The sequence below is a fragment of the Serratia rhizosphaerae genome, assembly GCF_009817885.1.
Lineage (GTDB): Bacteria > Pseudomonadota > Gammaproteobacteria > Enterobacterales > Enterobacteriaceae > Serratia_B > Serratia_B rhizosphaerae.
This window is the reverse complement of the sequence record NZ_CP041764.1, coordinates 1,393,478-1,419,811: the sequence shown is the minus strand read 5'-3', so window position 1 is coordinate 1,419,811 and position 26,334 is coordinate 1,393,478. Positions and strand designations below refer to the sequence as shown.

At 57.9% G+C, this 26,334-nt stretch carries 19 protein-coding genes; 17 read left to right on the top strand and 2 right to left on the bottom strand.

Annotated elements, in window-relative coordinates; all coding sequences use genetic code 11:
• Positions 1-232: 232 nt before the first annotated feature.
• The 4 genes from dnaK (at position 233) to nhaR (ending at position 5,836) form a co-directional block, all read left to right on the top strand.
• A complete protein-coding gene (gene dnaK, locus FO014_RS06675) occupies positions 233-2,149 on the top strand; it encodes a molecular chaperone DnaK (protein ID WP_160028473.1) in 1,917 nt (638 codons plus the stop codon).
• Between the two features lie 106 nt (positions 2,150-2,255).
• Complete coding sequence (gene dnaJ, locus FO014_RS06670; RefSeq protein WP_160028471.1) at positions 2,256-3,368, top strand: molecular chaperone DnaJ; 1,113 nt, start codon at positions 2,256-2,258, stop codon at positions 3,366-3,368.
• A 232-nt stretch (positions 3,369-3,600) separates the two neighbouring features.
• Entirely contained in the window at positions 3,601-4,770 is a 1,170-nt protein-coding gene (gene nhaA, locus FO014_RS06665) for a Na+/H+ antiporter NhaA (protein ID WP_160028469.1), read from the top strand.
• A gap of 169 nt (positions 4,771-4,939) precedes the next feature.
• Complete coding sequence (gene nhaR / locus FO014_RS06660; protein ID WP_160028467.1) at positions 4,940-5,836, top strand: transcriptional activator NhaR; 897 nt, start codon at positions 4,940-4,942, stop codon at positions 5,834-5,836.
• A 65-nt stretch (positions 5,837-5,901) separates the two neighbouring features.
• Here nhaR and rpsT read toward each other — a convergent pair whose 3' ends face one another.
• Positions 5,902-6,165, bottom strand: a complete 264-nt coding sequence (gene rpsT / locus FO014_RS06655; RefSeq protein ID WP_015670851.1) for a 30S ribosomal protein S20 — start codon at positions 6,163-6,165, stop codon at positions 5,902-5,904.
• Positions 6,166-6,557: 392 nt separating this feature from the next.
• Between rpsT and ribF the strand changes: the two genes are divergently transcribed.
• Genes ribF through ispH form a run of 5 tightly spaced genes read left to right on the top strand, consistent with a single transcriptional unit; the run spans position 6,558 to position 12,265 of the window.
• The gene (ribF, locus tag FO014_RS06645) at positions 6,558-7,496 is read left to right on the top strand and encodes a bifunctional riboflavin kinase/FAD synthetase (RefSeq protein WP_160028465.1); all 939 of its coding nucleotides are present in this window, start codon (positions 6,558-6,560) and stop codon (positions 7,494-7,496) included.
• A gap of 40 nt (positions 7,497-7,536) precedes the next feature.
• On the top strand, positions 7,537-10,353 hold the full coding sequence (gene ileS, locus FO014_RS06640) for an isoleucine--tRNA ligase (RefSeq protein ID WP_160028463.1): 2,817 nt from the start codon (positions 7,537-7,539) through the stop codon (positions 10,351-10,353).
• Entirely contained in the window at positions 10,353-10,859 is a 507-nt protein-coding gene (gene lspA, locus FO014_RS06635) for a signal peptidase II (protein ID WP_054305905.1), read from the top strand. The genes ileS and lspA overlap by 1 nt, the downstream gene beginning before the upstream one ends.
• A gap of 1 nt (position 10,860) precedes the next feature.
• On the top strand, positions 10,861-11,331 hold the full coding sequence (gene fkpB, locus FO014_RS06630) for an FKBP-type peptidyl-prolyl cis-trans isomerase (RefSeq protein ID WP_160028461.1): 471 nt from the start codon (positions 10,861-10,863) through the stop codon (positions 11,329-11,331).
• Positions 11,312-12,265: a 4-hydroxy-3-methylbut-2-enyl diphosphate reductase gene (gene ispH / locus FO014_RS06625; protein WP_105229718.1), complete on the top strand. Its 954-nt coding sequence runs from the start codon at positions 11,312-11,314 to the stop codon at positions 12,263-12,265. Before fkpB ends, ispH begins: the two co-directional genes overlap by 20 nt.
• 48 nt (positions 12,266-12,313) lie before the next feature.
• Here ispH and FO014_RS06620 read toward each other — a convergent pair whose 3' ends face one another.
• Positions 12,314-13,210, bottom strand: coding sequence for an AraC family transcriptional regulator (locus FO014_RS06620; RefSeq protein WP_105229719.1), 897 nt, complete (start codon positions 13,208-13,210; stop codon positions 12,314-12,316).
• A 222-nt stretch (positions 13,211-13,432) separates the two neighbouring features.
• Here FO014_RS06620 and melA point away from each other — a divergent pair, with 222 nt between their 5' ends.
• The 8 genes from melA to FO014_RS06580 all read left to right on the top strand — a co-directional run bounded on the left by melA (position 13,433) and on the right by FO014_RS06580 (position 26,332).
• The gene (melA, locus tag FO014_RS06615) at positions 13,433-14,740 is read left to right on the top strand and encodes an alpha-glucosidase/alpha-galactosidase (RefSeq protein WP_105229720.1); all 1,308 of its coding nucleotides are present in this window, start codon (positions 13,433-13,435) and stop codon (positions 14,738-14,740) included.
• A 76-nt stretch (positions 14,741-14,816) separates the two neighbouring features.
• On the top strand, positions 14,817-16,079 hold the full coding sequence (locus tag FO014_RS06610) for an MFS transporter (protein WP_105229721.1): 1,263 nt from the start codon (positions 14,817-14,819) through the stop codon (positions 16,077-16,079).
• Between the two features lie 153 nt (positions 16,080-16,232).
• Positions 16,233-17,054, top strand: coding sequence for a 4-hydroxy-tetrahydrodipicolinate reductase (dapB, locus tag FO014_RS06605; RefSeq protein ID WP_160028459.1), 822 nt, complete (start codon positions 16,233-16,235; stop codon positions 17,052-17,054).
• A gap of 469 nt (positions 17,055-17,523) precedes the next feature.
• Positions 17,524-18,672, top strand: a complete 1,149-nt coding sequence (gene carA, locus FO014_RS06600) for a glutamine-hydrolyzing carbamoyl-phosphate synthase small subunit (RefSeq protein WP_160028457.1) — start codon at positions 17,524-17,526, stop codon at positions 18,670-18,672.
• A gap of 18 nt (positions 18,673-18,690) precedes the next feature.
• Positions 18,691-21,915 (top strand): carbamoyl-phosphate synthase large subunit, encoded by a 3,225-nt coding sequence (gene carB, locus FO014_RS06595; protein WP_160028455.1) that lies wholly within the window; start codon positions 18,691-18,693, stop codon positions 21,913-21,915.
• Positions 21,916-22,103: 188 nt separating this feature from the next.
• On the top strand, positions 22,104-22,658 hold the full coding sequence (gene kefF / locus FO014_RS06590) for a glutathione-regulated potassium-efflux system oxidoreductase KefF (protein ID WP_111737744.1): 555 nt from the start codon (positions 22,104-22,106) through the stop codon (positions 22,656-22,658).
• Entirely contained in the window at positions 22,651-24,504 is a 1,854-nt protein-coding gene (gene kefC / locus FO014_RS06585; protein WP_105229726.1) for a glutathione-regulated potassium-efflux system protein KefC, read from the top strand. Before kefF ends, kefC begins: the two co-directional genes overlap by 8 nt.
• Positions 24,505-24,907: 403 nt before the next feature.
• Positions 24,908-26,332: a Tle-like phospholipase domain-containing protein gene (locus FO014_RS06580; RefSeq protein ID WP_160028453.1), complete on the top strand. Its 1,425-nt coding sequence runs from the start codon at positions 24,908-24,910 to the stop codon at positions 26,330-26,332.
• Positions 26,333-26,334 lie beyond the last annotated feature (2 nt).

Below are 26,334 nucleotides of genomic sequence, written 5' to 3'. Positions count from 1 at the left end.
AAAGAAATTTTTTTACTTTACCCCTTGATGCCGGGCCAGATGCCCCCATCTTATTCTCAACCGCAGTTGCTGATCGTGGTATCACCTTCGCCTTTCACCCGCAACCTCGTGGTTTGAGCGTTGAAACGCGTGGGATACAAGGCGGAAAAATCGGGCAGTTGAAAAGTAAAAAAATGTCCGCATATAGGTTAGCAACTTGACCGAAATCGAATTTATTAGTGGAGATGTTTAGATGGGCAAAATTATTGGTATCGACCTGGGTACTACCAACTCTTGTGTAGCTATTATGGATGGCAACAAGGCACGCGTGCTGGAAAACGCCGAAGGCGACCGCACCACGCCGTCAATCATTGCCTATACCCAGGATGGTGAAACTCTGGTTGGCCAGCCGGCTAAACGTCAGGCTGTCACTAACCCACAAAACACCCTGTTTGCGATCAAGCGCCTGATCGGCCGTCGCTTCCAGGACGAAGAAGCACAGCGTGATAAAGACATCATGCCGTACAAAATCATCGGCGCTGACAACGGCGACGCATGGCTGGAAGTGAAAGGCCAGAAAATGGCACCGCCGCAGATCTCTGCCGAAGTGCTGAAGAAAATGAAGAAAACGGCTGAAGATTACCTGGGCGAACCGGTAACTGAAGCGGTTATCACCGTACCGGCTTACTTCAACGATGCGCAGCGTCAGGCGACCAAAGACGCCGGCCGTATCGCCGGTCTGGAAGTAAAACGTATCATCAACGAACCAACGGCTGCGGCCCTGGCTTACGGCCTGGACAAAGAAGTCGGCAACCGCACCATCGCGGTTTATGACCTGGGCGGCGGTACTTTCGATATCTCCATCATCGAAATCGACGAAGTTGACGGCGAAAAAACCTTCGAAGTTCTGGCGACCAACGGTGACACCCACCTGGGCGGCGAAGACTTCGACAGCCGTCTGATCAACTACCTGGTGGAAGAGTTCAAGAAAGAGCAGGGCATTGACCTGCGTAACGATCCGCTGGCGATGCAGCGTCTGAAAGAAGCCGCTGAGAAAGCGAAGATCGAGCTGTCTTCCGCACAGCAGACCGACGTTAACCTGCCGTACATCACTGCAGATGCGACCGGTCCGAAACACATGAACATCAAAGTGACCCGTGCGAAACTCGAGTCGCTGGTTGAAGATCTGGTGGCGCGTTCCATCGAGCCGCTGAAAGTGGCGCTGACCGATGCAGGCCTGTCCGTATCCGACATTCAGGACGTAATCCTGGTTGGTGGCCAGACCCGTATGCCAATGGTTCAGAAGAAAGTTGCTGACTTCTTCGGTAAAGAACCGCGTAAAGACGTGAACCCGGACGAAGCGGTTGCCATCGGCGCTGCGGTTCAGGGCGGCGTATTGGCCGGTGATGTGAAAGACGTGCTGCTGCTGGACGTTACCCCGCTGTCTCTGGGTATCGAAACCATGGGCGGCGTGATGACTTCGCTGATCGGTAAAAACACCACGATCCCGACCAAGCACAGCCAGGTGTTCTCTACCGCTGAAGACAACCAGTCTGCGGTAACCATCCACGTGCTGCAGGGCGAGCGTAAGCGTTCCAGCGATAACAAGTCTCTGGGCCAGTTCAACCTGGACGGCATCCAGCCGGCACCGCGCGGTATGGCGCAGATCGAAGTGACCTTCGATATCGATGCCGACGGCATCCTGCACGTGTCTGCCAAAGACAAGAACACCGGTAAAGAGCAGAAAATCACCATTAAGGCCTCTTCTGGCCTGGACGAAGATGAAATCCAGAAAATGGTGAACGACGCGGAAGCCAACGCTGAAGCTGACCGTAAGTTCGAAGAGCTGGTGCAGACGCGCAACCAGGCGGATCACCTGATCCACGGCACGCGTAAGCAACTGGAAGAAGCCGGCGAGCAGCTGCCAGCGGAAGATAAAACCGCTATCGAAAGCGCGCTGAGCGAGCTGGAAACCGCGGCGAAAGGCGAAGACAAAGCCGAGATCGACGCGAAGACCCAGGCGCTGGTGCAGGTTTCCGGCAAGCTGATGGAAATGGCGCAGGCTCAGGCGCAGGCACAGGGTGCTGACGCGGGTGCGGCAGACAACGCGGCGAAGAAAGAAGACGACGTTGTCGACGCTGAGTTCGAAGAAGTGAAAGACAAAAAATAATCGCCCTTAAGCGGGCACGGTAACGCCGCTAACGCGTTACTGGAAACCAGCACGGGCGTCGAGGCAACTCTGCGCCCGTGCACGCATGTTAGGGCTAATAAAGACAATGGCGAAGAAAGACTATTACGAGGTTCTCGGCGTCGCCAAAACGGCGGATGAGCGCGAAATCAAAAAGGCGTATAAGCGCCTGGCGATGAAGTTCCACCCGGACCGTAACCAGGAACAAGATGCCGAAAGCCGCTTTAAAGAGATCAAGGAAGCTTACGAAATCCTGGGCGACGAGCAGAAGCGCGCCGCTTACGATCAGTACGGCCATGCCGCGTTTGAGCAGGGCGGTATGGGCGGCGGCGGTGCCGACTTTAGCGATATCTTTGGCGACGTCTTCGGCGATATTTTCGGCGGTGGCCGTCGTCAGCGCGCCAGCCGTGGCTCCGATCTGCGTTACAACATGGAGCTGACGCTGGAAGAAGCGGTACGCGGCGTCACCAAAGAGATTCGTATCCCGACGCTGGAAGAGTGTGACGTTTGCCATGGCAGCGGCGCCAAACCGGGCAGCTCGCCGGTCACCTGTCCAACTTGTCACGGTCAGGGCCAGGTGCAGATGCGTCAGGGCTTCTTCACCGTGCAGCAGGCGTGTCCGCACTGCCACGGCCGCGGCCAGATTATCAAAGATCCGTGCAACAGCTGCCACGGCCATGGCCGGGTAGAAAAATCCAAAACGCTGTCGGTGAAAATTCCTGCCGGCGTGGATACCGGCGACCGCATCCGCCTGGCGGGTGAAGGTGAAGCCGGCGAGCACGGCGCACCGGCCGGCGATCTGTACGTGCAGGTGCAGGTAAAAGCTCACCCGATCTTTGAACGTGAAGGCAATAACCTGTATTGCGAAGTGCCGATTAACTTTGCCATGGCGGCGCTGGGCGGCGAGATTGAAGTTCCGACGCTCGACGGCCGCGTGAAGCTGAAGGTGCCTTCAGAAACGCAAACCGGCAAGCTGTTCCGCATGCGCGGCAAAGGCGTGAAATCCGTGCGCGGCGGCAGCCAGGGCGACCTGCTGTGCCGTGTGGTGGTGGAAACGCCGGTCAAGCTCAACGAAAAACAGAAACAGCTGTTGAAAGAACTGGAGGAAAGCCTCGGCGGTCCTTCCGGCGATAAAAACAGCCCGCGTTCGAAGAGCTTCTTCGACGGGGTGAAAAAGTTCTTTGATGACTTGACCCGTTAACGCGAACGCTGCATTAACTGTCTTAAAACCCCGGCCCTGGCGCCGGGGTTTTCTTTTGGGGACGGCAGCGGCGTGTTGGTTTGCGTGATTAATCTCTCAGTTGGATCGGTTTTTACGAATAATTTCGCACTAATAATCTTGTTTTTACGAATCATCGTGCAAGCTATACTCACTCTATACGTGGTTGATGCAAGGCGGAGACGTTTTGTATTTTTGTCGGGAGTGACAGTGCATGACCAATATTATTCGTCAGTTTTTACGTCAGGAAGCGGCAGGTGGCATCATTTTGATTGTGGCGGCAGTGATCGCCCTGATGATGGCCAACTCGCCGCTGCAGGGCGTGTATCAGGGATTTCTTAACCTGCCGGTGATGGTGAAGATTGCCTCACTGGAAATTGCCAAGCCGCTGCTGCTGTGGATTAACGATGGCCTGATGGCGATCTTCTTCCTGGTGGTCGGGTTGGAAGTAAAACGCGAGCTGATGCAGGGCTCGCTGGCCGGGCGCGATAAAGCGGTGTTCCCGGCGATTGCCGCGCTGGGCGGCATGTTGGCGCCGGCGCTGATTTACCTGCTGTTCAACGGCGCCGATGACATTGCACGGCAGGGGTGGGCGATTCCGGCTGCGACCGATATTGCCTTTGCCTTGGGGGTGATGGCGCTGCTGGGCAACCGCGTGCCGACCAGCCTGAAAGTGTTCCTGCTGGCACTGGCGATCATTGATGACCTTGGGGTTATCGTGATTATCGCCCTGTTCTATACCCATGAAGTATCGCTGGTGGCGCTGGGGGTTGCGGCGGCGGCCGTTGCGGTACTGGCACTGATGAACTGGCGCGGGGTGAGCAAAACCTCTATCTATATGATCGTCGGTCTGGTGCTGTGGGTGGCGATCCTCAAATCCGGCGTGCATGCGACGTTGGCCGGGGTGATTGTCGGCTTTATGATTCCGCTGAAGGTCAAAAAGGGGCCGTCACCGTCCGAAACGCTGGAGCATGAGATGCACCCTTGGGTCGCGTTCCTGATCCTGCCGCTGTTCGCCTTTGCCAACGCCGGGGTGTCGCTGGAGGGCGTTTCCCTCAACGGTCTGGCTTCCCTGCTGCCGATGGGCATCGCCGCCGGCCTGTTTATCGGCAAGCCGCTGGGGATCTTTATCTTCAGCTGGCTGGCGGTGAAGTCCGGCATCGCCCGTTTGCCGGAGGATATCGGCTTCAAACAGGTGTTTGCCGTTTCGGTTCTGTGTGGTATTGGTTTTACCATGTCGATCTTTATCGCATCGTTGGCCTTCAGCGGGGCGGATGAAGCGTTCAGCACCTACTCGCGTCTGGGGATTCTGTTAGGCTCCACCGCGGCGGCGCTGGTGGGTTACGCGCTGCTGCGCCTGTCGCTGGCGCACAGAGGCAAATAGGCAATGACCTTGCCGCAAGATGGGCTACAATTGTGGTCGGAGCTGTGTATCGTGATGGCGGCTCCGGCCTTGAATCAGAGGTAGGAAATATGTCGCCAGGAAGAAAAGGGAGTTTGTCGCTCAATACGGCAGACCGTTTGCCGCAGCGAAGCGTAAGGAGAACCACGTCGTGAGAATGTCGCATATCAACTTTAATCATCTGTATTACTTCTGGCAGGTTTGCAAGGAAGGCTCGGTCGTGGGCGCGGCGGAAGCGCTGTTCCTGACCCCGCAGACGATTACCGGCCAAATCAAGGCGCTGGAAGAGCGTTTGAACGGCAAACTGTTCAAGCGTCAGGGGCGCGGTCTGGTGCCGTCCGAGCTGGGGCAGTTGGTATTTCGCTACGCCGACAAGATGTTTATGCTCAGCCAGGAAATGCTGGATATCGTCAACTATCGCAAAGAGTCCAACCTGCTGTTTGACGTCGGCGTGGCGGACGCATTGTCCAAACGTCTGGTCAGCCAGGTGCTGGAAACGGCGGTGGTGGAAAACGAGCAGATTCATCTGCGCTGCTTCGAGTCGACGCATGAGATGCTGCTGGAGCAGCTCAGCCAGCACAAGCTGGATATGATCCTGTCCGACTGTCCGGTGGACTCCAGCCAGCAGGAAGGATTGTTTTCGCTGAAGCTGGGTGAGTGCGGCATCAGCTTTTTCTGCCGTCAGCCGGCGCCGGATCTGCCGTTTCCCGCCTGCCTGCAGCAACGTAAACTGCTGATCCCTGGCCGGCGCTCGATGCTGGGCCGCAAACTGCTTAACTGGTTCAACAGCCAGGGTATTCAGGTTGAAGTGCTGGGGGAGTTTGACGACGCGGCGCTGATGAAGGCGTTCGGCATGTACCACAACGCCATTTTTGTCGCCCCGACGCTGTATGCGCAGGATACCTACAATGATGATGATGTAGTGGAGATCGGCCGTATCGACAACGTACAGGAAGAGTACTACGTGATTTTTGCCGAACGTATGATTCAGCATCCGGCGGTGCAGCGGGTGTGCAACAAGGATTTTTCAGCGCTATTTTCCATCTGAGGCTGAACGCAGACGTAAAAAAACCGGCCAAAGCCGGTTTTTTTAACAAGCAGACAACGTAATGCTTACTGCATTGCGTTGATTTGCGCAGTCAGGTTTGACTTATGACGCGCTGCTTTGTTTTTGTGGATCAGGCCTTTAGCAGCCTGGCGATCCACAAGTGGTTGCATTTCGTTGAATGCGTTTTGTGCTGCAGTTTTGTCGCCGGCTGCGATAGCGGCATATACCTTCTTGATGAAGGTACGCACCATTGAGCGACGGCTAGCATTGTGCTTGCGGCGTTTCTCAGACTGTACGGCGCGTTTCTTAGCTGATTTGATATTAGCCAAGGTCCAACTCCCAAATATATTCTATTGAGGACAATTCAAAGGCCGAGGAATATGCCCTTTTAGCCTTCGTTTGTCAATGGATTTGTGCAAATAAGCGCCGTTTGTACGGTCGGCACTCGCTACGTTGTGATGGCGCAGGATTTTACCAGCTTCGGTCATGGGAATACAGTGTTTCACGATAAAATTCGCCCGCTTTTACGCCATGGCGACGACAAGGCGACGCGTGCCCGGCTGTGGGCGCTTCTCTTTGCCGGATAAACTGCGCTTTAGGCGTTTCTCCCGCCGACAATCTTCGGTATGGTGTGACTATTACATTCAAGGAAGCAATCGCGGGTTAACCTTAAACGCTGTACAAGGTATAATCCGCCGATTTCCACTGTTTTGAGCCAGCTATGGAGCTAATTCGCGGCATTCACAACATTCGGGCGCGCCACCATGGTTGCGTGCTCACCATCGGCAATTTTGACGGCGTGCATCGCGGTCACAAGGCGCTGTTGGAGCAGCTAAAGCAAGAGGGCAAACGCCTTGGGCTGCCGGTGATCGTCATGATTTTCGAGCCGCAACCGCTGGAGCTGTTTGCGGCGGACAAGGCGCCGGCCCGCCTAACGCGCTTGCGCGACAAGGCGAAGTATCTGGCGCAGGCCGGGGTTGATTACCTGCTGTGCGTCAAGTTTGATCCGCGTTTTGCCGCCAATACCGCGCAGTCCTTTGTTGTCGAGCTGCTGGTGCAAAAATTGGGGGTGAAGTTCCTGATGGTGGGGGACGATTTTCGCTTCGGCGCCAACCGCCTCGGCGATTTTCCGCTATTGCAGAAAGCCGGTGCGGAATACGGTTTTGAGGTGGTCAGCACCCCGACCTTCCGTGAAGGCGGGCAGCGCATCAGCAGCACGGTAATCCGCAATGCGCTGCGCGATGACGATTTGCCGCAGGCGGAAACGCTGCTGGGCCATCCCTACAGCATTTCCGGGCGCGTGGTGCACGGCGATGAGCTGGGGCGCACCATCGGCTTCCCGACCGCCAATCTGCCGCTGAAGCGGCTGGTTGCGCCGGTGAAAGGCGTGTATGCCGTCGAGGTATACGGCCTTGGCCCGCAACCGTTGCCGGGCGTCGCCAATATCGGCACGCGCCCGACCGTCGCCGGCGTGCGCCAGCAGCTGGAAGTCCATCTGCTGGACGTCACAATGGATCTTTATGGGCGCCATATTGATGTGGTGCTCCGCGCAAAACTGCGCAATGAACAGCGTTTTGCTTCGCTCGACGCGCTGAAGCAGCAAATCGCCAATGATGTGGTGAGCGCCCGGGAATTCTTCGGGCCGAAGACACTGGTTTAATCGCTCTACCTAAATAGCCGAAAACGGAAACGAGAATCTCATGAGTGACTATAAGAACACCCTGAACCTGCCGGAAACAGGGTTCCCGATGCGCGGCGATCTCGCCAAGCGCGAACCTGGCATGCTGCAACGTTGGTATGAACAGGATCTGTACGGGATTATTCGTGCTGCCAAAAAGGGCAAAAAAACCTTTATTCTGCATGACGGCCCTCCGTATGCGAACGGCAACATTCACATTGGTCACTCGGTTAACAAGATTCTCAAAGACATTATTATCAAGTCGAAAGGGATGGCCGGTTACGACTCGCCGTATGTGCCGGGCTGGGACTGCCACGGTCTGCCGATCGAACTGAAAGTCGAGCAGCTGTACGGCAAGCCGGGCGAAAAGCTGAGCGCCGCCGAGTTCCGTCAGAAGTGCCGTGAATACGCCAAAGAGCAGGTTGAAGGCCAGAAGAAGGACTTTATCCGCCTGGGCGTGCTGGGCGACTGGGATCGTCCGTACCTGACGATGGACTTTAAAACCGAAGCCAACATCATTCGCGCGCTGGGTAAAATCATCGACAACGGCCACCTGCTGAAGGGCGCCAAGCCGGTGCACTGGTGTACCGACTGCGGCTCTTCCCTGGCGGAAGCGGAAGTCGAGTATTACGACAAAACCTCGCCGTCGATCGACGTGGCCTTCCACGCCAGCGATGCGGCGGCGGTGGCGGCCAAGTTCGGCGTCAGCAACTTCAGCGGCGCGATTTCGCTGGTGATCTGGACCACCACGCCGTGGACCCTGCCGGCCAACCGCGCGATCTCGCTGAACCCGGAATTCACCTACCAGCTGGTGCAGGTTGACGGCCAGAGCCTGATCCTGGCCGAAGATCTGGTGACCAGCGTGATGAAACGCGCCGGCATCACCGACTGGACGGTGCTGGGCAGCTGTCAGGGCGCCGATCTGGAACTGCTGTGTTTCCAGCATCCGTTTATGGGCTTCGACGTGCCGGCGATCATGGGCGACCATGTGACGCTGGACGCCGGTACCGGCGCGGTGCATACCGCCGGCGGCCACGGCCCGGACGACTTCGTCATCAGCCAGAAATACGGTCTGGAGATCGCCAACCCGGTCGGCCCGAACGGCTGCTACCTGACCGGCACCCATCCGCAACTGGACGGAAAATTTGTCTTCAAGGCCAACGACCTGATCGTTGAGATGCTGCGCGAGCAGGGCGCGCTGCTGCATGTGGAAAAACTGCAGCACAGCTATCCGTGCTGCTGGCGTCATAAAACGCCGATCATCTTCCGCGCTACGCCGCAGTGGTTTATCAGCATGGATCAGAAAGGTCTGCGTCAGCAGTCGCTGGAAGAGATCAAAGGCGTGAAATGGATCCCGGACTGGGGCCAGGCGCGTATCGAAACCATGGTCGCCAACCGTCCTGACTGGTGTATTTCGCGTCAGCGCACCTGGGGCGTGCCGATGTCGCTGTTCGTGCATAAAGAGACCGAGCAGTTGCACCCGCGCAGCGTTGAGCTGATGGAAGAGGTCGCCAAGCGCGTGGAGCAGGACGGCATCCAGGCGTGGTGGGATCTGAACCCGGCGGATATCCTCGGCGCAGATGCCGACAACTACATGAAAGTGCCGGACACGCTGGACGTCTGGTTCGACTCCGGCTCGACCCATGCGTCAGTGGTTGACGTGCGTCCTGAATTCCAGGGCCACGGCGCGGATATGTATCTGGAAGGTTCCGACCAGCACCGCGGCTGGTTTATGTCATCGTTGATGATCTCCACCGCGATGAAGGGCAAGGCGCCGTACAAAGAGGTGCTGACCCACGGCTTCACCGTTGACGGCCAGGGCCGCAAGATGTCCAAGTCGATCGGCAACACCGTCAGTCCGCAGGACGTGATGAACAAGCTGGGCGGCGATATTCTGCGCCTGTGGGTGGCGTCCACCGACTACACCGGCGAGATTGCGGTGTCTGATGAAATCCTCAAGCGTGCCGCCGACTCTTATCGTCGTATTCGTAACACCGCGCGCTTCCTGCTGGCGAACCTGAGCGGTTTCGACCCGAGCACCGACTGTCTGGATCCGGAAGACATGGTGGTGCTGGATCGCTGGGCGGTCGGCCGCGCGATGGCGGCGCAAAAAGACATTGAGCACGCCTACGCCAACTACGACTTCCACGAAGTGGTGCAGCGTCTGATGCAGTTCTGCTCGGTTGAGATGGGCTCCTTCTATCTGGACATCATCAAAGACCGCCAGTACACCGCCAAGAGCGACAGCAACGCGCGCCGCAGCTGCCAGACCGCGTTGTTCCACATTGCGGAAGCGCTGGTGCGCTGGATGGCGCCGATCATGTCGTTCACCGCCGATGAAATCTGGGGCTTCCTGCCGGGCGATCGCGCGCAGTTCGTCTTTACCGAAGAGTGGTACGACGGCCTGTTCCGTCTGGCCGAAGGCGAAAGCATGAACGACGAGTTCTGGGCCGAGCTGCTGAAAGTGCGCGGCGAAGTCAACAAGGTGCTGGAGCAGGCGCGTGCCGACAAACGTCTGGGCGGTTCGCTGGAAGCTTCCGTCACGCTGTACGCCGACGATGCGCTGGCCGCACACCTGAACAACCTGCAGGATGAGCTGCGTTTCGTACTGCTGACCTCCGGCGCGCGCGTCGCGTCGCTGGCGGATGCGCCGGCGGATGCGCAGCAGAGCGAACAGCTGAAGGGGCTGAAAATCGCCTTTGAAAGCGCTGAAGGTGAAAAATGTCCGCGCTGCTGGCATTACACCACGGATATCGGCAAGGTGGCGGAGCACGCAGATCTTTGCGGCCGCTGTGTGAGCAACGTAGCCGGCGACGGCGAAAAACGTAAATTTGCCTGATGAGTAAACCGATCTGTTCGACCGGCCTGCGTTGGCTGTGGTTAGTGGTTGTGGTGCTGGCGTTGGATTTTGTCAGCAAGCAGTGGATTCTGAGCCATTTCGCGCTGGGCCAGTCCCAGCCGTTGGTGCCGTTCTTCAACCTGTACTACGCGCGTAACTATGGCGCGGCGTTCAGCTTCCTGGCCGACCACGGCGGCTGGCAGCGCTGGTTCTTCGCCGGCATCGCCGTCGCCATCGTGGCGGTGCTGCTGGTGATGATGTACCGCAGCCAGGCGCAGCAAAAGCTGAACAACATTGCCTATGCGTTTATTATCGGCGGCGCGCTGGGCAACCTGTTTGACCGCCTGTGGCACGGCTTTGTGGTCGACTTTATCGATTTCTACGTCGGCAACTGGCATTACCCGACCTTCAATCTCGCAGACAGCTTTATCTGCGTGGGGGCGGCGATGATCGTACTGGAAGGCTTCCTGCCTTCCGGCAAGCGTGCAACGAGTAAAGGTGAGTAACATGACGGCCCAGGTACAACCCAACAGCGCAGTGCTGGTGCATTTCACGCTGAAACTGGAAGATGGTTCAACGGCGGAGTCTACCCGCGGCAACGGTAAGCCGGCGCTGTTCCGCCTTGGCGACGGCAGCCTGTCTGCACCGCTGGAGCAACAGCTGCTCGGCCTGGCTGCCGGCGACAAGTGCGCCTTTACGCTGCAGCCGGAGGACGCGTTCGGCGCCAACAACCCGGATCTGATCCAGTTCTTCCTGCGTCGTGACTTTGCCGAAACCGGCGTGCCGGAAGTCGGCACCATCATGCTGTTCACCTCGATGGATGGCAAAGAGATGCCGGGCGTGGTGCGCGAAGTGGCTGAAGAGTCGGTCACCGTTGATTTTAACCATCCACTGGCGGGACACCCGATCACCTTCGACATTGAGGTGCTGGAGATCGATCCGCAGCAGGAGGAGACGCATGCAAATACTGCTGGCTAACCCGCGCGGTTTCTGTGCCGGAGTCGATCGCGCAATCAGCATCGTTGAACGTGCGCTTGAGATTTACGGCGCGCCGATTTACGTGCGTCACGAAGTGGTGCATAACCGCTATGTGGTCGACAGCCTGCGCGCGCGCGGCGCGGTGTTTATCGAAGAGATTGCGGAAGTGCCGGACGGTTCGATCCTGATCTTCTCGGCGCACGGCGTTTCTCAGGCGGTGCGCGCCGAAGCCAAGGCGCGTGATCTGACCATGCTGTTCGACGCCACCTGTCCGCTGGTGACCAAGGTGCATATGGAAGTGGCGCGCGCCAGCCGCAAAGGCGTTGAAGCAATTCTGATCGGCCACGCGGGCCACCCGGAAGTGGAAGGCACCATGGGCCAGTACAGCAACCCGGAAGGGGGAATGTATCTGGTCGAATCGCCGGACGATGTGTGGCAGCTGCAGGTCAAGAACGAAGAAAACCTGTGCTTTATGACGCAGACCACGCTGTCGGTGGATGATACCTCGGACGTGATCGACGCTCTGCGTCAGCGCTTCCCGAAAATCATCGGGCCGCGCAAGGACGATATTTGCTACGCCACCACCAACCGTCAGGAAGCGGTGCGTAATCTGGCCGGCGATGCGGACGTGGTGCTGGTGGTGGGGTCGAAAAACTCCTCTAACTCCAACCGTCTGGCGGAGCTGGCGCAGCGCGTCGGTAAGCCGGCTTACCTGATTGATTCAGCGATGGATATTCAGGAGCAGTGGCTGAAGGACGCCAGCAATATCGGCGTAACCGCCGGCGCCTCAGCGCCGGACGTGCTGGTGCAGGAAGTGATCGGCCGGCTGAAGGCCCTGGGCGGAAAGAACGTGCAGGAAATCAGCGGCCGTGAAGAAAATATCGTGTTCGAAGTGCCGAAAGAGCTGCGGGTCGATATCAAGCAGGTCGATTAAGACAGAGAAATGCAGTAACAGCGGGGAGCCATGGCTCCCCGTTTTTTTTCAGCGCCGCTGCTGCGCGATGTCGGTATCGACACTGGCCGTTGCCATCAGGCGTGGCTCAATGCTGGATGTGAGGTCGCCTTCACCGCTGCGCCAGGCGCTGGGGGAGACGCCGTAAAACTGGCGGAACGCCTTGCAGAAGTGCAGCTGATTGTCATACCCCACCGACAGCGCCACTACCTTAATCGCCGCGCTGCCGTGACGCAGCAGGCTGGCGGCGACGTTCATGCGCACCTGCAGCAGATACTCTTTCGGCCCCAGGCCAAACTCCGCTTTAAACAGACGGCTCAGATAGCTGCGGTTAAGGTTGCAGTAAGCCGCCAGCTGGCCGATAGAGAGCGGTTCGTGGTAGCGGCTTTCCAGGTATTTCACCGCCTTGCTGAGGTGGCGGGTTTTTTCCGCCGGCGCGGCCGGCTGTTCCCGCTGTGCATTGGCGATCAGCGCAGCGAAGAACTGGTAGCTTAAGCCAATGATTTTCAGCCAGGCGTCGTTTTGCTCATGGGCGACGATCTCCGCCAGACAGCGCCGTTCTTCGGCTTCCGGCCGGTAGTGCTGGGGCCGATAGACCGGCATCTGGCGGCTGAGACGGCACTGTTGGAAAATGGTTGCGGCCATCAGGCCGTCGACCTCAATCCACATGTAATGCCAGGGATCCTGCCGGTCCGCGCAATAGGTGGTGACATCGTGGGGGTAGATCAGAAAGCCTTCGCCGGGGCGAATCGTAAACTCGCCGCTGTCGGTGTACAGCGTCCCGCTGCCGGATATCACATAATGAAATAGGTAATGCTGACGCACCGCCGGGCCGAAACGATGGCCGGGCGCGCAATCCTCATGGCCGAACTGAAACACGTTCAGTTCGATACTGGAGGTGTTGGTCAGGGTAAAGCTCTTGTGCATCGCTGCCTACCGCCATTTTTCGCACCGTTTGGCCATAAGATAGCAGCCGAGCTGAATCTGCAACGCCAGCGTAGGCGTGGAGTAGGAGCCAGCTCACACTTTTTTTTTACCGTCGTTTTTACCCATAATGAGGTCACATTTCTACATATACAGTCCGGCGCGCAGCCACTACTTTCACTACAGACCTATCGTTAACCCAGTTCAGGCATGTGGAGAAACAGTATGATCAAAGTGACGTTTATGGGCGCAGGCAGCACAATTTTCGCGAAGAATGTGTTGGGCGACATTATGTGTACGCCGGCGCTGCGGGAAGTGGATATCGCGCTGTACGATATTGACAGCAACCGTCTGAACGAGTCGCTGGCGATGCTGAATAATATCAATCAGAACGTCAACGACGGCAAGGCGATCATTACCCCGTATCTGGGGGAGGAGAACCGGCGCGCGGCGCTGCAGGGCGCTAACTATGTGGTGAACGCCATTCAGGTTGGCGGCTACGATCCGTGCACCATCACCGACTTTGAAATCGCGAAAAAATTCGGCCTGCGGCAGACCATCGCTGATACGCTGGGGATTGGCGGCATCTTCCGCGCGCTGCGCACCATTCCGGTACTGTTCTCTTTCGCCCGCGATATGGAAGAGGTGTGCCCGGACGCCTGGCTGCTGAACTACACCAACCCGATGGCCTCGCTGACCGGCGCCATGCTGCGCCATACCGGCGTGAAAACCGTCGGCCTGTGCCACAGCGTGCAGGTGTGCGCCGACACATTGCTGAAAAGCGTCGATATGCCGACCGACGACGTGCAGTTCCATATCGCCGGCATCAACCATATGGCTTGGCTGCTGGATATCCGTCGTCACGGGCAGGATCTCTACCCGGAAATCAAACGGCGCGCTGCGGCGCTGCAGGGCAAACATGACGATATGGTGCGCCATGAAATCATGAAAACCTTCGGCTATTACGTCACCGAGTCTTCGGAGCATAACGCCGAATATATGCCGTACTGGATCAAGCGCAACTACCCGGAGCTGATCGAACGGTTCAATATTCCGCTGGATGAGTATCCGCGCCGTTGTGTTGAACAGATTGCCCAGTGGGAACAGCAGAAGCAGGAACTGACCCACGACGCGCATCTTACCCATACGCGTACGCACGAATACGCCTCTTACATTATCGAAGCCATGGAGACCGACCGTCCGTACAAAATCGGCGGCAACGTGCTCAACACGGGTCTTATCACCAACCTGCCGAACGAAGCCTGCGTCGAGGTGCCTTGTCTGGTAGACGGTCAGGGCATTACGCCGTGCTACGTGGGGAACCTGCCGGAGCAGCTGGCGGCGCTCAACCGTACCAACATCAATACGCAGCTGCTGACCATTGAGGCGGCGGTGACTCACAAACGCGAGGCGATCTACCATGCTGCGCTGCTCGATCCGCATACCTCGGCGGAACTGTCGATCGACGATATCCGCCAGCTGTGCGACGCCCTGATCGAGGCGCACGGAAACTGGCTGCCGGCCTACCACTAATTTATCCCGAGCATCACTTCCACCAATAACATCCCGGGCGCGCGCGTCACGCCCGGGTACAAAGGGATGGCGAGCTATGTTTTATCTAAAAAACAAGAATTTCTGGATATTCAGCGGCTTTTGCTTCTTCTACTTTTTTATTTTGGGTTCTATCCTGCCTTTTTTCCCGCTCTGGCTGCATGACGTCAACCAGCTCGACCAGCGACAGACCGGCATTGTGTTCTCCTTTATGGCGTTCTTTGCGCTGGTGTGCCAGCCGGTGTTCGGCTTTATTACCGACCGCTTCGGCCTGAAGAAACATCTGTTGTGGTTGATCATCGTACTGCTGATGTTTTTGGCGCCGCTGTTTATCTACGTGATCTCGCCGCTGCTGCAGAGCCATTTTATCGTCGGCGCGCTGCTGTGCGGCCTCTATCTGGGGCTGGTGGCCAGCGGCGGCTCGCCGGCGATCGAAGCCTATGTGGAAAAGGTCAGCCGGCGCAGCCAGTTTGAATACGGGCGGGTGCGGCTGTTCGGCTGTATCGGCTGGGCGATTTGCGCCTCAATCGTCGGCTACACCTTCACCATTAATAATCAGTTTTCGCTGTGGCTGGCTTCCGGCTGCACGCTGATTCTGGCGCTGCTGCTGTGCCTGTTTCGGCCGGAAAAAAGCGGCACGGTCGCGGTGGCGGAAGGGTTGGCGCTGAACAAGAACCCGGTCAGCCTGCGTTCGGCGTTGCGGCTGCTGCGGATGCGCAAGTTCTGGTTCCTGGTGATGTATATCGTCGGCGTCGCCTGTGTGTATGACGTGTTCGATCAGCAGTTCGCCAACTTCTTCACCTCTTTCTTCCGCGACCGCCACAGTGGTACGCAGGCATTTGGCTATGTCACCACGCTGGGCGAATTCCTCAATGCCTTCATTATGTTTTTTGCACCGCTGATCATTAACCGTATCGGCGGCAAGAATGCGCTGTTGATCGCCGGGGCAATCATGTCGCTGCGCATTATCGGCTCTTCATTTGCCGATTCGGTGACGGCGGTGATCGTGCTCAAGACGCTGCATATGTTTGAAGTGCCGTTCCTGCTGGTGGGCATTTTCAAATACATCACCACCCAGTTTGACGTGAAGCTGTCCGCGTCGATCTACCTGTTCGGCTTCTGCTTTTTCAAACAGTTTTCCGCCATCGGTATGTCCTATGCGGCGGGGATGATGTATGTGGCGTACGGCTTTAAAACCGCCTACCTGATGCTCGGCTGCATTGCGCTGCTGTTTACCGTGATTGCCGCCTTCACCCTGAGCGGCAGCCCGCTAACGGCGCGGGCGGGTAAACCGCTGGTGGCACCGTCGCAAACTGCATGATTATGTAGCCGTGGGGATATAGCGTTACTGATAACCCCCCGGCGATATCATAAATTTCTTATCATGATGGAAATCCTCTGGCGATGAACCGGCGGGGCGGTTAACCTGATCCGATAGCCTGGGATAGGCATTTCATTGATAAGAGAGCGAAGTATGACTGATTCACAGATCCGCATGGCGGTTGTGGGCGCCGGCGGCCGTATGGGGCGTCAATTGATTCAGGCGGTGCAGCAGGCGCAGGGCGTGGTGCTCGGGGCGGCGCTGGAACGCGCCGGCTCCTCGTTAGTCGGGGCGGATGCGGGCGAACTGGCCGGCGTCGGCGCGCTTGGCGTTATCGTTAACGACGATCTGGCCAAGGTGGCGGATGACTTTGATGTGCTGATCGACTTTACCCGTCCGGAAGGCACGTTGGCGCATCTGGCGTTTTGCGTTTCCCACCATAAGGCGATGGTGATTGGCACCACCGGTTTTGACGATGCCGGCAAGGCGGCCATTAACGCCGCTGCGCAGCAGATCGGTATTGTGTTCGCCGCCAACTTCAGCGTCGGGGTCAACGTGGTGCTGAAGCTGCTGGAAAAAGCCGCCAAAGTGATGGGCGACTATACCGATATTGAAATTGTTGAAGCTCACCACCGCCACAAGGTGGATGCGCCGTCCGGCACCGCGCTGGCGATGGGCGAAGCGATTGCCGATGCGCTGGGGCGCGACCTGAAGCAGTGCGCCGTCTATGCGCGCGAAGGCCACACCGGTGAGCGCGATCCGCAGAGTATTGGCTTCGCCACCATTCGTGCCGGCGATATCGTCGGTGAACATACCGCGATGTTTGCCGATATCGGCGAGCGGGTTGAGATCACCCATAAGGCCTCCAGTCGGATGACCTTTGCCAATGGCGCCGTTCGCGCGGCAGTTTGGCTGTCTGATCGTGATAATGGGCTGTTTGATATGCGAGATGTGCTGGGATTAGACCAGTTGTAATGGTTTTTATATCCGTGTGATGTGGTTATATTGATCGTATGGCTATGATACTGGGACAATATTTTTATTGTCCTTTTTTTTAACATGATAAATATGGTGTTGGTTGTATTTTTGCACCATCATTACTATTTATGTGAGTTTGTGCCTTTAAAACCTCCCTTTTCTTCACTGTTAAACGATTAAAGCCTGTTTTTAGCGTATTAAATCGCCCGTTTTACCACATCCTATCTGGCAACCGTTTACTCGCTCAGGTTTAGCTGTGTTTTTGTGGCTGTGAAGCCTATTAAACCGCGTAGTCAGTAAAAATAAGTGAAAAAATGGCGCTTTAAGTAGACAAACGGGGTGCCCATCATTAAAATGCGCCCAATTTGCCAAAAATTAGCCTTGAGGGCGGTTTTTGCATTGATTTAGATCGCGATATCTGAATTAATATGCAAATATTGTGATTTATTATTCCTCGGAGGGTGTTTTGATTAAGTCAGCGCTATTGGTTCTGGAAGACGGAACCCAATTCCACGGTCGGGCCATTGGGGCAGAGGGTACGGCAGTGGGGGAAGTGGTCTTCAATACGTCGATGACCGGTTATCAAGAAATCCTCACTGATCCTTCCTATTCCCGCCAGATCGTTACTCTTACTTATCCTCATATCGGCAATGTCGGCACCAATGCTTCCGACGCAGAATCCTCCGCTATTCACGCTCAAGGCCTGGTCATTCGCGACCTTCCGCTGATTGCCAGCAACTACCGCAGTGAAGAAAACCTGTCCGACTACCTCAAGCGCAACAATATTGTGGCGATTGCCGATATCGATACCCGCAAGCTGACGCGTCTGCTGCGTGAGAAAGGCGCACAGAACGGCTGCATCATCGCCGGCGACGCGCCGGACGTCGCGCTGGCGCTGGAGAAGGCCAAAGCCTTCCCGGGCCTGAAAGGCATGGACCTGGCAAAAGAAGTGACGACGCAGGAAGCCTACGGCTGGCGTCAGGGCAGCTGGACGCTGGCCGGCGAGCTGCCGGAAGCCAAAGCGGAATCCGAGCTGCCGTTCCACGTGGTGGCCTATGATTTCGGCGCGAAGCGCAACATCCTGCGCATGCTGGTCGATCGCGGCTGCCGCCTGACGGTGGTGCCGGCGCAGACCCCGGCGGATGAGGTGCTGAAAATGAATCCGGACGGCATCTTCCTGTCCAACGGCCCGGGTGACCCGGAGCCGTGCGACTACGCGATCGCCGCCATTCAGCAGTTCCTGACCACCGACATCCCGCTGTTCGGCATCTGCCTGGGCCACCAACTGCTGGCGCTGGCCAGCGGCGCGCAGACGGTGAAAATGAAGCTCGGCCACCACGGCGGCAACCATCCGGTGAAGGATCTGGACAACAATACGGTGATGATCACCGCGCAGAACCACGGTTTTGCGGTGGATGAGAACAACCTGCCGGCCAACCTGCGCGTGACGCACAAGTCGCTGTTCGACCACACGGTGCAGGGCATTCACCGCACCGACAAAGCGGCGTTCAGCTTCCAGGGCCACCCGGAAGCCAGCCCTGGCCCGCACGATGCCGCGCCGCTGTTCGATCACTTTATCGAACTGATTGAGTCTCACCGTTCCAACGCTAAATAATCAGGAGCCATAACAACCATGCCAAAACGTACTGATATAAAAAGCATCCTGATCCTCGGCGCTGGCCCGATCGTTATCGGCCAGGCCTGTGAATTTGACTACTCCGGCGCGCAGGCCTGCAAGGCGCTGCGCGAAGAGGGTTACCGCGTTATTCTGGTGAACTCCAACCCGGCGACCATCATGACCGACCCGGAAATGGCCGATGCGACCTACATTGAGCCGATCCACTGGGAAGTGGTGCGTAAAATCATCGAAAAAGAGCGCCCGGATGCGGTGCTGCCGACCATGGGCGGCCAGACCGCGCTGAACTGCGCGCTTGAGCTGGAGCGTCAGGGCGTGCTGGAAGAGTTCGGCGTGACGATGATCGGCGCGACCGCCGATGCGATCGACAAGGCGGAAGACCGCCGCCGTTTTGACGTGGCGATGAAGAAAATCGGCCTGGACACCGCGCGTTCCGGCATTGCGCACACCATGGAGGAAGCGCTGGCGGTGGCCGCAGATGTCGGCTTCCCGTGCATTATCCGTCCGTCCTTCACCATGGGCGGCACCGGTGGCGGCATCGCCTATAACCGCGAAGAGTTTGAAGAAATCTGCGAGCGCGGCCTGGATCTGTCGCCAACCAACGAACTGCTGATTGATGAATCGCTGATCGGTTGGAAAGAGTACGAGATGGAAGTGGTGCGCGATAAGAACGACAACTGCATCATCGTCTGTTCGATTGAAAACTTCGACGCTATGGGCATCCACACCGGCGACTCGATTACCGTCGCGCCGGCGCAGACCCTGACCGACAAAGAGTATCAAATCATGCGTAACGCCTCGATGGCGGTACTGCGTGAAATCGGCGTGGAAACCGGCGGCTCCAACGTACAGTTTGCGGTGAACCCGAAAACCGGCCGCCTGATCGTGATCGAAATGAACCCGCGCGTATCGCGTTCCTCGGCGCTGGCGTCGAAGGCCACCGGCTTCCCGATCGCCAAAATCGCCGCCAAGCTGGCGGTGGGTTATACGCTGGATGAGCTGATGAACGACATCACCGGCGGCCGCACCCCGGCGTCGTTTGAGCCGTCCATCGACTACGTGGTCACCAAAATTCCTCGCTTCAACTTTGAGAAGTTCGCCGGCGCCAATGACCGTCTGACCACGCAGATGAAGTCGGTCGGCGAAGTGATGGCGATTGGCCGCACCCAGCAGGAGTCGCTGCAAAAAGCGCTGCGCGGCCTGGAAGTGGGCGCTACCGGTTTTGACCCGAAAGTCAGCCTGGACGACCCGGAAGCGCTGACCAAGATCCGCCGCGAGCTGAAAGACGCCGGCGCGGAGCGCATCTGGTATATCGCCGACGCCTTCCGCGCCGGTCTGTCGGTGGATGGGGTGTTCAACCTGACCAATATCGACCGCTGGTTCCTGGTGCAGATTGAAGAGCTGGTGCGCCTGGAAGAAGAGGTGGCGGCGAGCGGCATCAACGGCCTGACGCCGGAGTTCCTGCGTACGCTGAAGCGCAAAGGCTTTGCCGACGCGCGCCTGGCAAAACTGGCCGGCGTGACCGAAGGCGCGGTGCGCAAACTGCGTCAGGGCTATGGTCTGCATCCGGTGTACAAACGCGTGGATACCTGCGCGGCGGAATTCTCCACCGATACCGCCTATATGTACTCCACCTATGAAGAAGAGTGCGAATCCAACCCGAACAGCGACCGGCCGAAGGTGATGGTGCTGGGCGGCGGGCCGAACCGTATCGGTCAGGGCATTGAATTCGACTACTGCTGCGTACACGCCTCGCTGGCGCTGCGCGAAGACGGCTACGAGACCATTATGGTCAACTGTAACCCGGAAACCGTGTCGACCGACTACGACACCTCCGACCGTCTGTACTTCGAGCCGGTGACGCTGGAAGACGTGCTGGAAATCGTGCGTATCGAACAGCCGAAAGGGGTGATTGTTCAGTACGGCGGCCAGACGCCGCTGAAACTGGCGCGCGATCTGGAAGCGGCCGGCGTGCCGATTATCGGCACCAGCCCGGACGCCATCGATCGCGCGGAAGACCGCGAGCGCTTCCAGCAGGCGGTTAACCGTCTGAGCCTGAAGCAGCCGGCCAACGCCACGGTAACGGCGATTGAGCAGGCGGTAGAGAAAGCGGCGGGCATCGGTTATCCGCTGGTGGTGCGTCCGTCTTACGTGCTGGGCGGCCGTGCGATGGAAATCGTCTATGACGAAACCGACCTGCGCCGCTACTTCCAGACTGCGGTCAGTGTGTCCAACGATGCGCCGGTGCTGCTGGATCGCTTCCTGGACGACGCGGTTGAAGTCGACGTCGACGCGATTTGCGACGGCGAGCGCGTGCTGATTGGCGGCATCATGGAGCATATCGAACAGGCCGGCGTACACTCCGGCGACTCCGCCTGTTCACTGCCGGCCTACACCCTGAGCAAAGACATTCAGGACGTGATGCGTCAGCAGGTGGAAAAACTGGCGTTTGAGCTGCAGGTGCGCGGCCTGATGAACGTCCAGTTTGCGGTGAAGGACAACGAGGTCTACCTGATTGAAGTCAACCCGCGCGCCGCGCGTACCGTGCCGTTTGTCTCCAAAGCCACCGGCGTACCGCTGGCGAAAGTGGCGGCGCGCGTGATGGCGGGCAAAACGCTGGCCGAACAGGGCGTGACGGAAGAGGTGATCCCACCGTACTACTCGGTGAAAGAAGTGGTGCTGCCGTTCAACAAATTCCCGGGCGTCGACCCGATTCTGGGGCCGGAAATGCGCTCCACCGGGGAAGTGATGGGCGTTGGCCGCACCTTTGCCGAAGCCTTCTCCAAGGCGATGCTGGGCAGCAACTCCGGCATGCGCAAGCAGGGCCGGGCGCTGCTGTCGGTACGTGAAGGCGACAAGGCGCGGGTGGTCGATCTGGCCGCCAGCCTGCTGAAGCAGGGCTTCGAGCTGGATGCGACCCACGGCACCGCGGTGGTGCTAGGCGAAGCGGGCATCAACCCGCGCTTGGTCAACAAGGTGCACGAAGGCCGTCCGCACATTCAGGACCGTATCAAGAATGGCGAGTACACCTACATCGTGAACACCACCGCCGGCCGCCAGGCGATTGAGGACTCCAAGCTGATTCGCCGCAGCGCGCTGCAGTATAAAGTGCATTACGACACCACGCTGAACGGCGGCTTTGCCACCGCGATGGCGCTGAAGGCCGATCCGACCGAACAGGTCACCTCGGTTCAGGAGATGCACGCGCGCATCGGCAAATAAGCCCCGCGCCCGTACCGTTGTTCAAGGCCCTGCATGCAGGGCCTTTTTTTATACCTTACCCCCGCGCAAAGTCATTCAGCTTGCTTGTTGATGCAGGTTAAAAATTTCCGCTATCAATCAATTTGCCCGCTGTCATGCTAGACGGCTGGTATATGCTTGATGTATTGGCAAGGAACGACGAGATAAACATGATTCTAATAATCTACGCACACCCTTATCCCCGGCACTCGCACGCCAACCAACGGCTGCTGCAGGCGGTGAAAGATATTCCCGAGGTGGAAGTCCGCTCGCTGTATGAGCTATATCCCGATTTCAGCATCGATATCCATGCGGAACAGCAGGCGCTGGAACGCGCCGATATGGTGGTGCTGCAGCATCCGATGCAGTGGTACGGCCTGCCGCCGCTGCTGAAGCTGTGGATCGACAAGGTGCTGGAGCACGGCTGGGCCTACGGCCACGACGGCAACGCGCTGGTAGGGAAAGACTGCCTGTGGGCGGTGACCAGCGGCGGCGACCGCCACCACTTCGAGCTGGGCGACTACCCGGAGTTTGCCGTGCTGGCGCAGCCGCTGCAGGCGACGGCGCTGTACTGCGGCATGCGCTGGCAGCCCTACTTTGCGCTGCATAATACCTTCACCTGTAACGAAACGGCGCTGCTGGCGGCGGGAGAGGCCTACCGGCAGCGGCTGATTGATTACCTACTGGCGCAGCAACCGCAAACGCAGGAGAACCAACATGGATAATCACGGCATGATGATCGAAGGGCTGATCTATCTGGGATCGGCCGGTCTGCTGGTGCCGATTGCGGTGCGTCTGGGGTTGGGATCGGTGCTGGGCTACCTGATCGCCGGCTGTATCATCGGGCCGTGGGGGCTGAAACTGGTGTCCGACGCCGAATCGATCCTGACCTTTGCGGAAATCGGCGTGGTGCTGATGCTGTTCGTCATCGGTCTGGAACTGGACCCGAAACGGCTGTGGACGCTGCGCGCTTCGGTATTCGGCGGCGGCGGCATGCAGATGGCCGGCTGTGGCCTGGTGCTCAGTGCCTTTTGCTACTTCCTCGGGCTGAACTGGCAGGTGGCGCTGCTGATTGGCCTGACGCTGGCGCTCTCTTCCACCGCTATCGCCATGCAGGCGATGAATGAACGTAATCTGACTTCGTCACCGACCGGACGCAGCGCGTTCGCGGTGCTGCTGTTTCAGGATATCGCCGCGATTCCGCTGGTGGCGATGATCCCGCTGCTGGCCAACAGCGGCGCCTCGACGTCGCTCGGCGCCTTTGCCATTTCCGCCGCCAAGGTGGTGGGCGCGCTGACGCTGGTGGTGCTGCTCGGCCGCTATGTGACGCGGCCGCTGCTGCACTTTGTCGCCCGCTCCGGCATGCGCGAAGTCTTCAGCGCCGTCGCGCTGTTTCTGGTATTCGGTTTCGGTATTCTGCTGGAAATGGCCGGCCTGTCGATGGCGATGGGTGCGTTTCTGGCCGGCGTGCTGCTGGCCAGCTCGGAATACCGTCATGCGTTGGAAAGCGATATTCAGCCGTTTAAGGGGCTGCTGCTGGGGCTGTTCTTTATCGGCGTTGGCATGTCGATCGATTTTGGCACGCTGTTCAGCCACCCGCTGCTGATCGCCACGCTGCTGCTCGGTTTTATGCTGCTGAAGGCGGCCATGCTGTGGCTGCTGGCGCCGCTGCTGGGGGTGCCAAAGCGCCAGCGCGGGCTGTTTGCCATTTTGCTGGGGCAGGGCAGTGAGTTTGCCTTTGTGGTGTTTGGCGCGGCGCAGACGGCCGGCGTCTTGCCGCAGGAATGGGCCAAATCGCTGACGCTGGCGGTGGCGCTGTCCATGGCCGTGACGCCGCTGCTGCTGGTGCTGGCGTCCCGGCTGGAGAAGCGTGCGCCGCAGGATGATCGTCCGGCGGATGTGATCGATGAAGAGAACGCCAGCGTGATCGTCGCCGGTTTCGGCCGCTTCGGCCAGATCGCCGGCCGTATGCTGCTGGCCAACGGCGTGCGCACCGTGGTGCTGGATCACGATCCGGATCATATCGAAACCTTGCGCAAGTTTGGCACCAAAGTGTTTTATGGCGACGCTACCCGCGCCGACTTGCTGGAGGCCGCCGGTGCGGAAAAGGCGCAGGTGCTGATTAACGCCATTGACGACGTTGAGGCCAACCTGCAGCTGACCGAACTGGCCAGACGCCACTTCCCGCACCTGAAGGTGGTGGCGCGCGCCCGCGACGTTGACCACTGGTATCAGCTGCGGCGCCTTGGGGTGGAGAAACCGGAGCGCGAAACCTTTGAAAGCTCGCTGCGTATCGGCCGTGAAGCGCTGGAGCTGCTGGGGATGGACGCCTACGAGGCACGGGAAAAGGCGGATATCTTCCGTTGCTATAACCATAAGATGCTGGAAAGCACGGTGGAGCATTACGAGGATACCGAGTTCCGTATCGCCAGCCTGCAGCGCGCGAAAGAGATGCTCAGCAACGCCATTGAGCAGGACCGCTCACGCCTGTCGCGGGAACAGGAGACCGGCTGGCGCGGCAGTATTGACGGTAAAGCACCGGAAGATGAGGTTGTGGAAGCCAAAGGATAATGATTATGCCCCTCTCTTATTCGGAGAGGGGCTATGCGTATAAATAAAGCCAAGTGCTAATGCTTTATTATTAACGGAACGATTAACGAATAATAACCACGCTGGAAATAGAAAAGATATTTTATTAACGGTTTTATTTAATTGCCCCATTAATTAATTGGCTTTTGGGGTGGTTTATTTGGGTGTTCGAGTAACGTGTTCTAGTAATTAATCCGGTTTTTTTGTCTTTTGTAGATAAAAATGTATGGCAATACCTTTCGGGTGGTGTAATATCGTAAAAAAATGAGTGGCGGACAGTCTGTAAGGTTATTTCCCTCAGGGAATAATCGCGTCGCCGCTTATTTTTAACTTAATAAATTAAATCTACATATCAATTTTATATATTTAGCACAGGATGGCGCTAATGAGATTGATTACTCTATCAACGGAAGATCTCGAACCTTACCAGTTTTCCCGCATTTTTAACCCTAACTCGGCGCGTTATGCGCTGGAGGCTAAATACCTGTTCGGGGCGTCAGCGCTGCCTTCGATCTGCCGTCGCTACCCGGTCTCCCGCTGTGAGATTTCTGGCGTGGGCGTGTCGCAGTACCGGGAAGACCGACAGGTTAAGCAGCAGGTGCTGGCCGAGTTGAACAGCGGTCAGCTGCTTGCCATCGATGACGACTGCTTTGGCTGGTCGCCGGTGCGCCACCTGTTCTTTATCGATCAGGCCGGCCGGCTGGCGCTCTATCCTGCCATTCTGCCGCCGCTCTATCCGACGCAGCAGATAATCCGCCGCTATGAGGCGATGGTTGCCCGCTATTGCACCCGCCCGGCGCCAACGGTGCTGCCGCCCAGCTACCGGCCGCAGCAGAAAGCGCCGGTTGCCGTAGCGGCGGCCACGGCGGTGGCGGTACGCCGGGATCCGCTGGCCGCAATGCGTGCGATGAGCAAGCGCGAACGCTGGCAGGCCCGGCAAAACCTGATTGGCCGTGGCCAGCGCAGCATCTACCCCGATGCGCGCATCGCCGCGACGCGTCTGGGCGAGAACAATATTGCCGTTGAAAAGGCCAGGCTGGCGCAAAATGTGTATGGCATTGATGGACGGCCGATTAACGCGTTGGAAACGATGCCGAACGTGCCCGAAGGGTGGCGCGATATTAGTAATGATGACAAAGCGCTACAAAAGCTGGGTTTAAAATCCACGATGTTATATAGCAGTGTAAATGATCCTGATTTTTTCTCCCGAGTATATGCCCCAGATAAATCGGTATTTGGTAATGAGATGGCACCGACCGTGGTATTCAGAGGTACACGGATGGAGAATATAACGGACTGGCTGAACAATGGTCAGCAAGGAATGGGTGTTCATTCAAGCTATTATGAAAAATCGGTTTTTATCGGTAGTAAGTTAGAGGATTTCTCTGGTCAGGTAGATATTGCCGGACATTCACTAGGCGGCGGCCTTGCTTCTGCGGCGGCGATTGCCAGCGGTAAACCTGCCTGGACGTTTAATGCCGCAGGACTCAATGCCGGCACGGTGGGAAAGTATGGCGGGGCTGCGATCGGCGACGGCTCAAAAATTGCTGCCTACCGGGTGCGGGGCGAGGTGCTGACGCGCTTGCAGGAGTTCCACCTGTTAGAGGATTTAAAGAGCGTTTATTACAACATTCCGCTGCTGATGGTGAAACATCAGCTCTCTGCGCTATTGCCCAGCGCGGCGGGCAACGCGAAGTGGCTGCCGGGCGGGGAGGGCGGCACCGTTGATAAACACGGTATGCAGCAGGTGATCGACAGCCTGGAGCTACAGAAAGAGGCAGATATGACCACCATTACCAGCAGGTTATAGCC

Coding starts and splice junctions, on each gene's coding strand:
- dnaK (WP_160028473.1), top strand. CDS start 233: ATGGGCAAAATTATTGGTATCGACCTGGGTACTACCAACTCTTGTGTA.
- lspA (WP_054305905.1), top strand. CDS start 10,353: ATGAGTAAACCGATCTGTTCGACCGGCCTGCGTTGGCTGTGGTTAGTG.
- FO014_RS06610 (WP_105229721.1), top strand. CDS start 14,817: ATGTTTTATCTAAAAAACAAGAATTTCTGGATATTCAGCGGCTTTTGC.
- dapB (WP_160028459.1), top strand. CDS start 16,233: ATGACTGATTCACAGATCCGCATGGCGGTTGTGGGCGCCGGCGGCCGT.
- ribF (WP_160028465.1), top strand. CDS start 6,558: ATGGAGCTAATTCGCGGCATTCACAACATTCGGGCGCGCCACCATGGT.
- dnaJ (WP_160028471.1), top strand. CDS start 2,256: ATGGCGAAGAAAGACTATTACGAGGTTCTCGGCGTCGCCAAAACGGCG.
- carB (WP_160028455.1), top strand. CDS start 18,691: ATGCCAAAACGTACTGATATAAAAAGCATCCTGATCCTCGGCGCTGGC.
- kefC (WP_105229726.1), top strand. CDS start 22,651: ATGGATAATCACGGCATGATGATCGAAGGGCTGATCTATCTGGGATCG.
- ispH (WP_105229718.1), top strand. CDS start 11,312: ATGCAAATACTGCTGGCTAACCCGCGCGGTTTCTGTGCCGGAGTCGAT.
- melA (WP_105229720.1), top strand. CDS start 13,433: ATGATCAAAGTGACGTTTATGGGCGCAGGCAGCACAATTTTCGCGAAG.
- FO014_RS06580 (WP_160028453.1), top strand. CDS start 24,908: ATGAGATTGATTACTCTATCAACGGAAGATCTCGAACCTTACCAGTTT.
- kefF (WP_111737744.1), top strand. CDS start 22,104: ATGATTCTAATAATCTACGCACACCCTTATCCCCGGCACTCGCACGCC.
- FO014_RS06620 (WP_105229719.1), bottom strand. CDS start 13,210: ATGCACAAGAGCTTTACCCTGACCAACACCTCCAGTATCGAACTGAAC.
- fkpB (WP_160028461.1), top strand. CDS start 10,861: ATGACGGCCCAGGTACAACCCAACAGCGCAGTGCTGGTGCATTTCACG.
- nhaA (WP_160028469.1), top strand. CDS start 3,601: ATGACCAATATTATTCGTCAGTTTTTACGTCAGGAAGCGGCAGGTGGC.
- ileS (WP_160028463.1), top strand. CDS start 7,537: ATGAGTGACTATAAGAACACCCTGAACCTGCCGGAAACAGGGTTCCCG.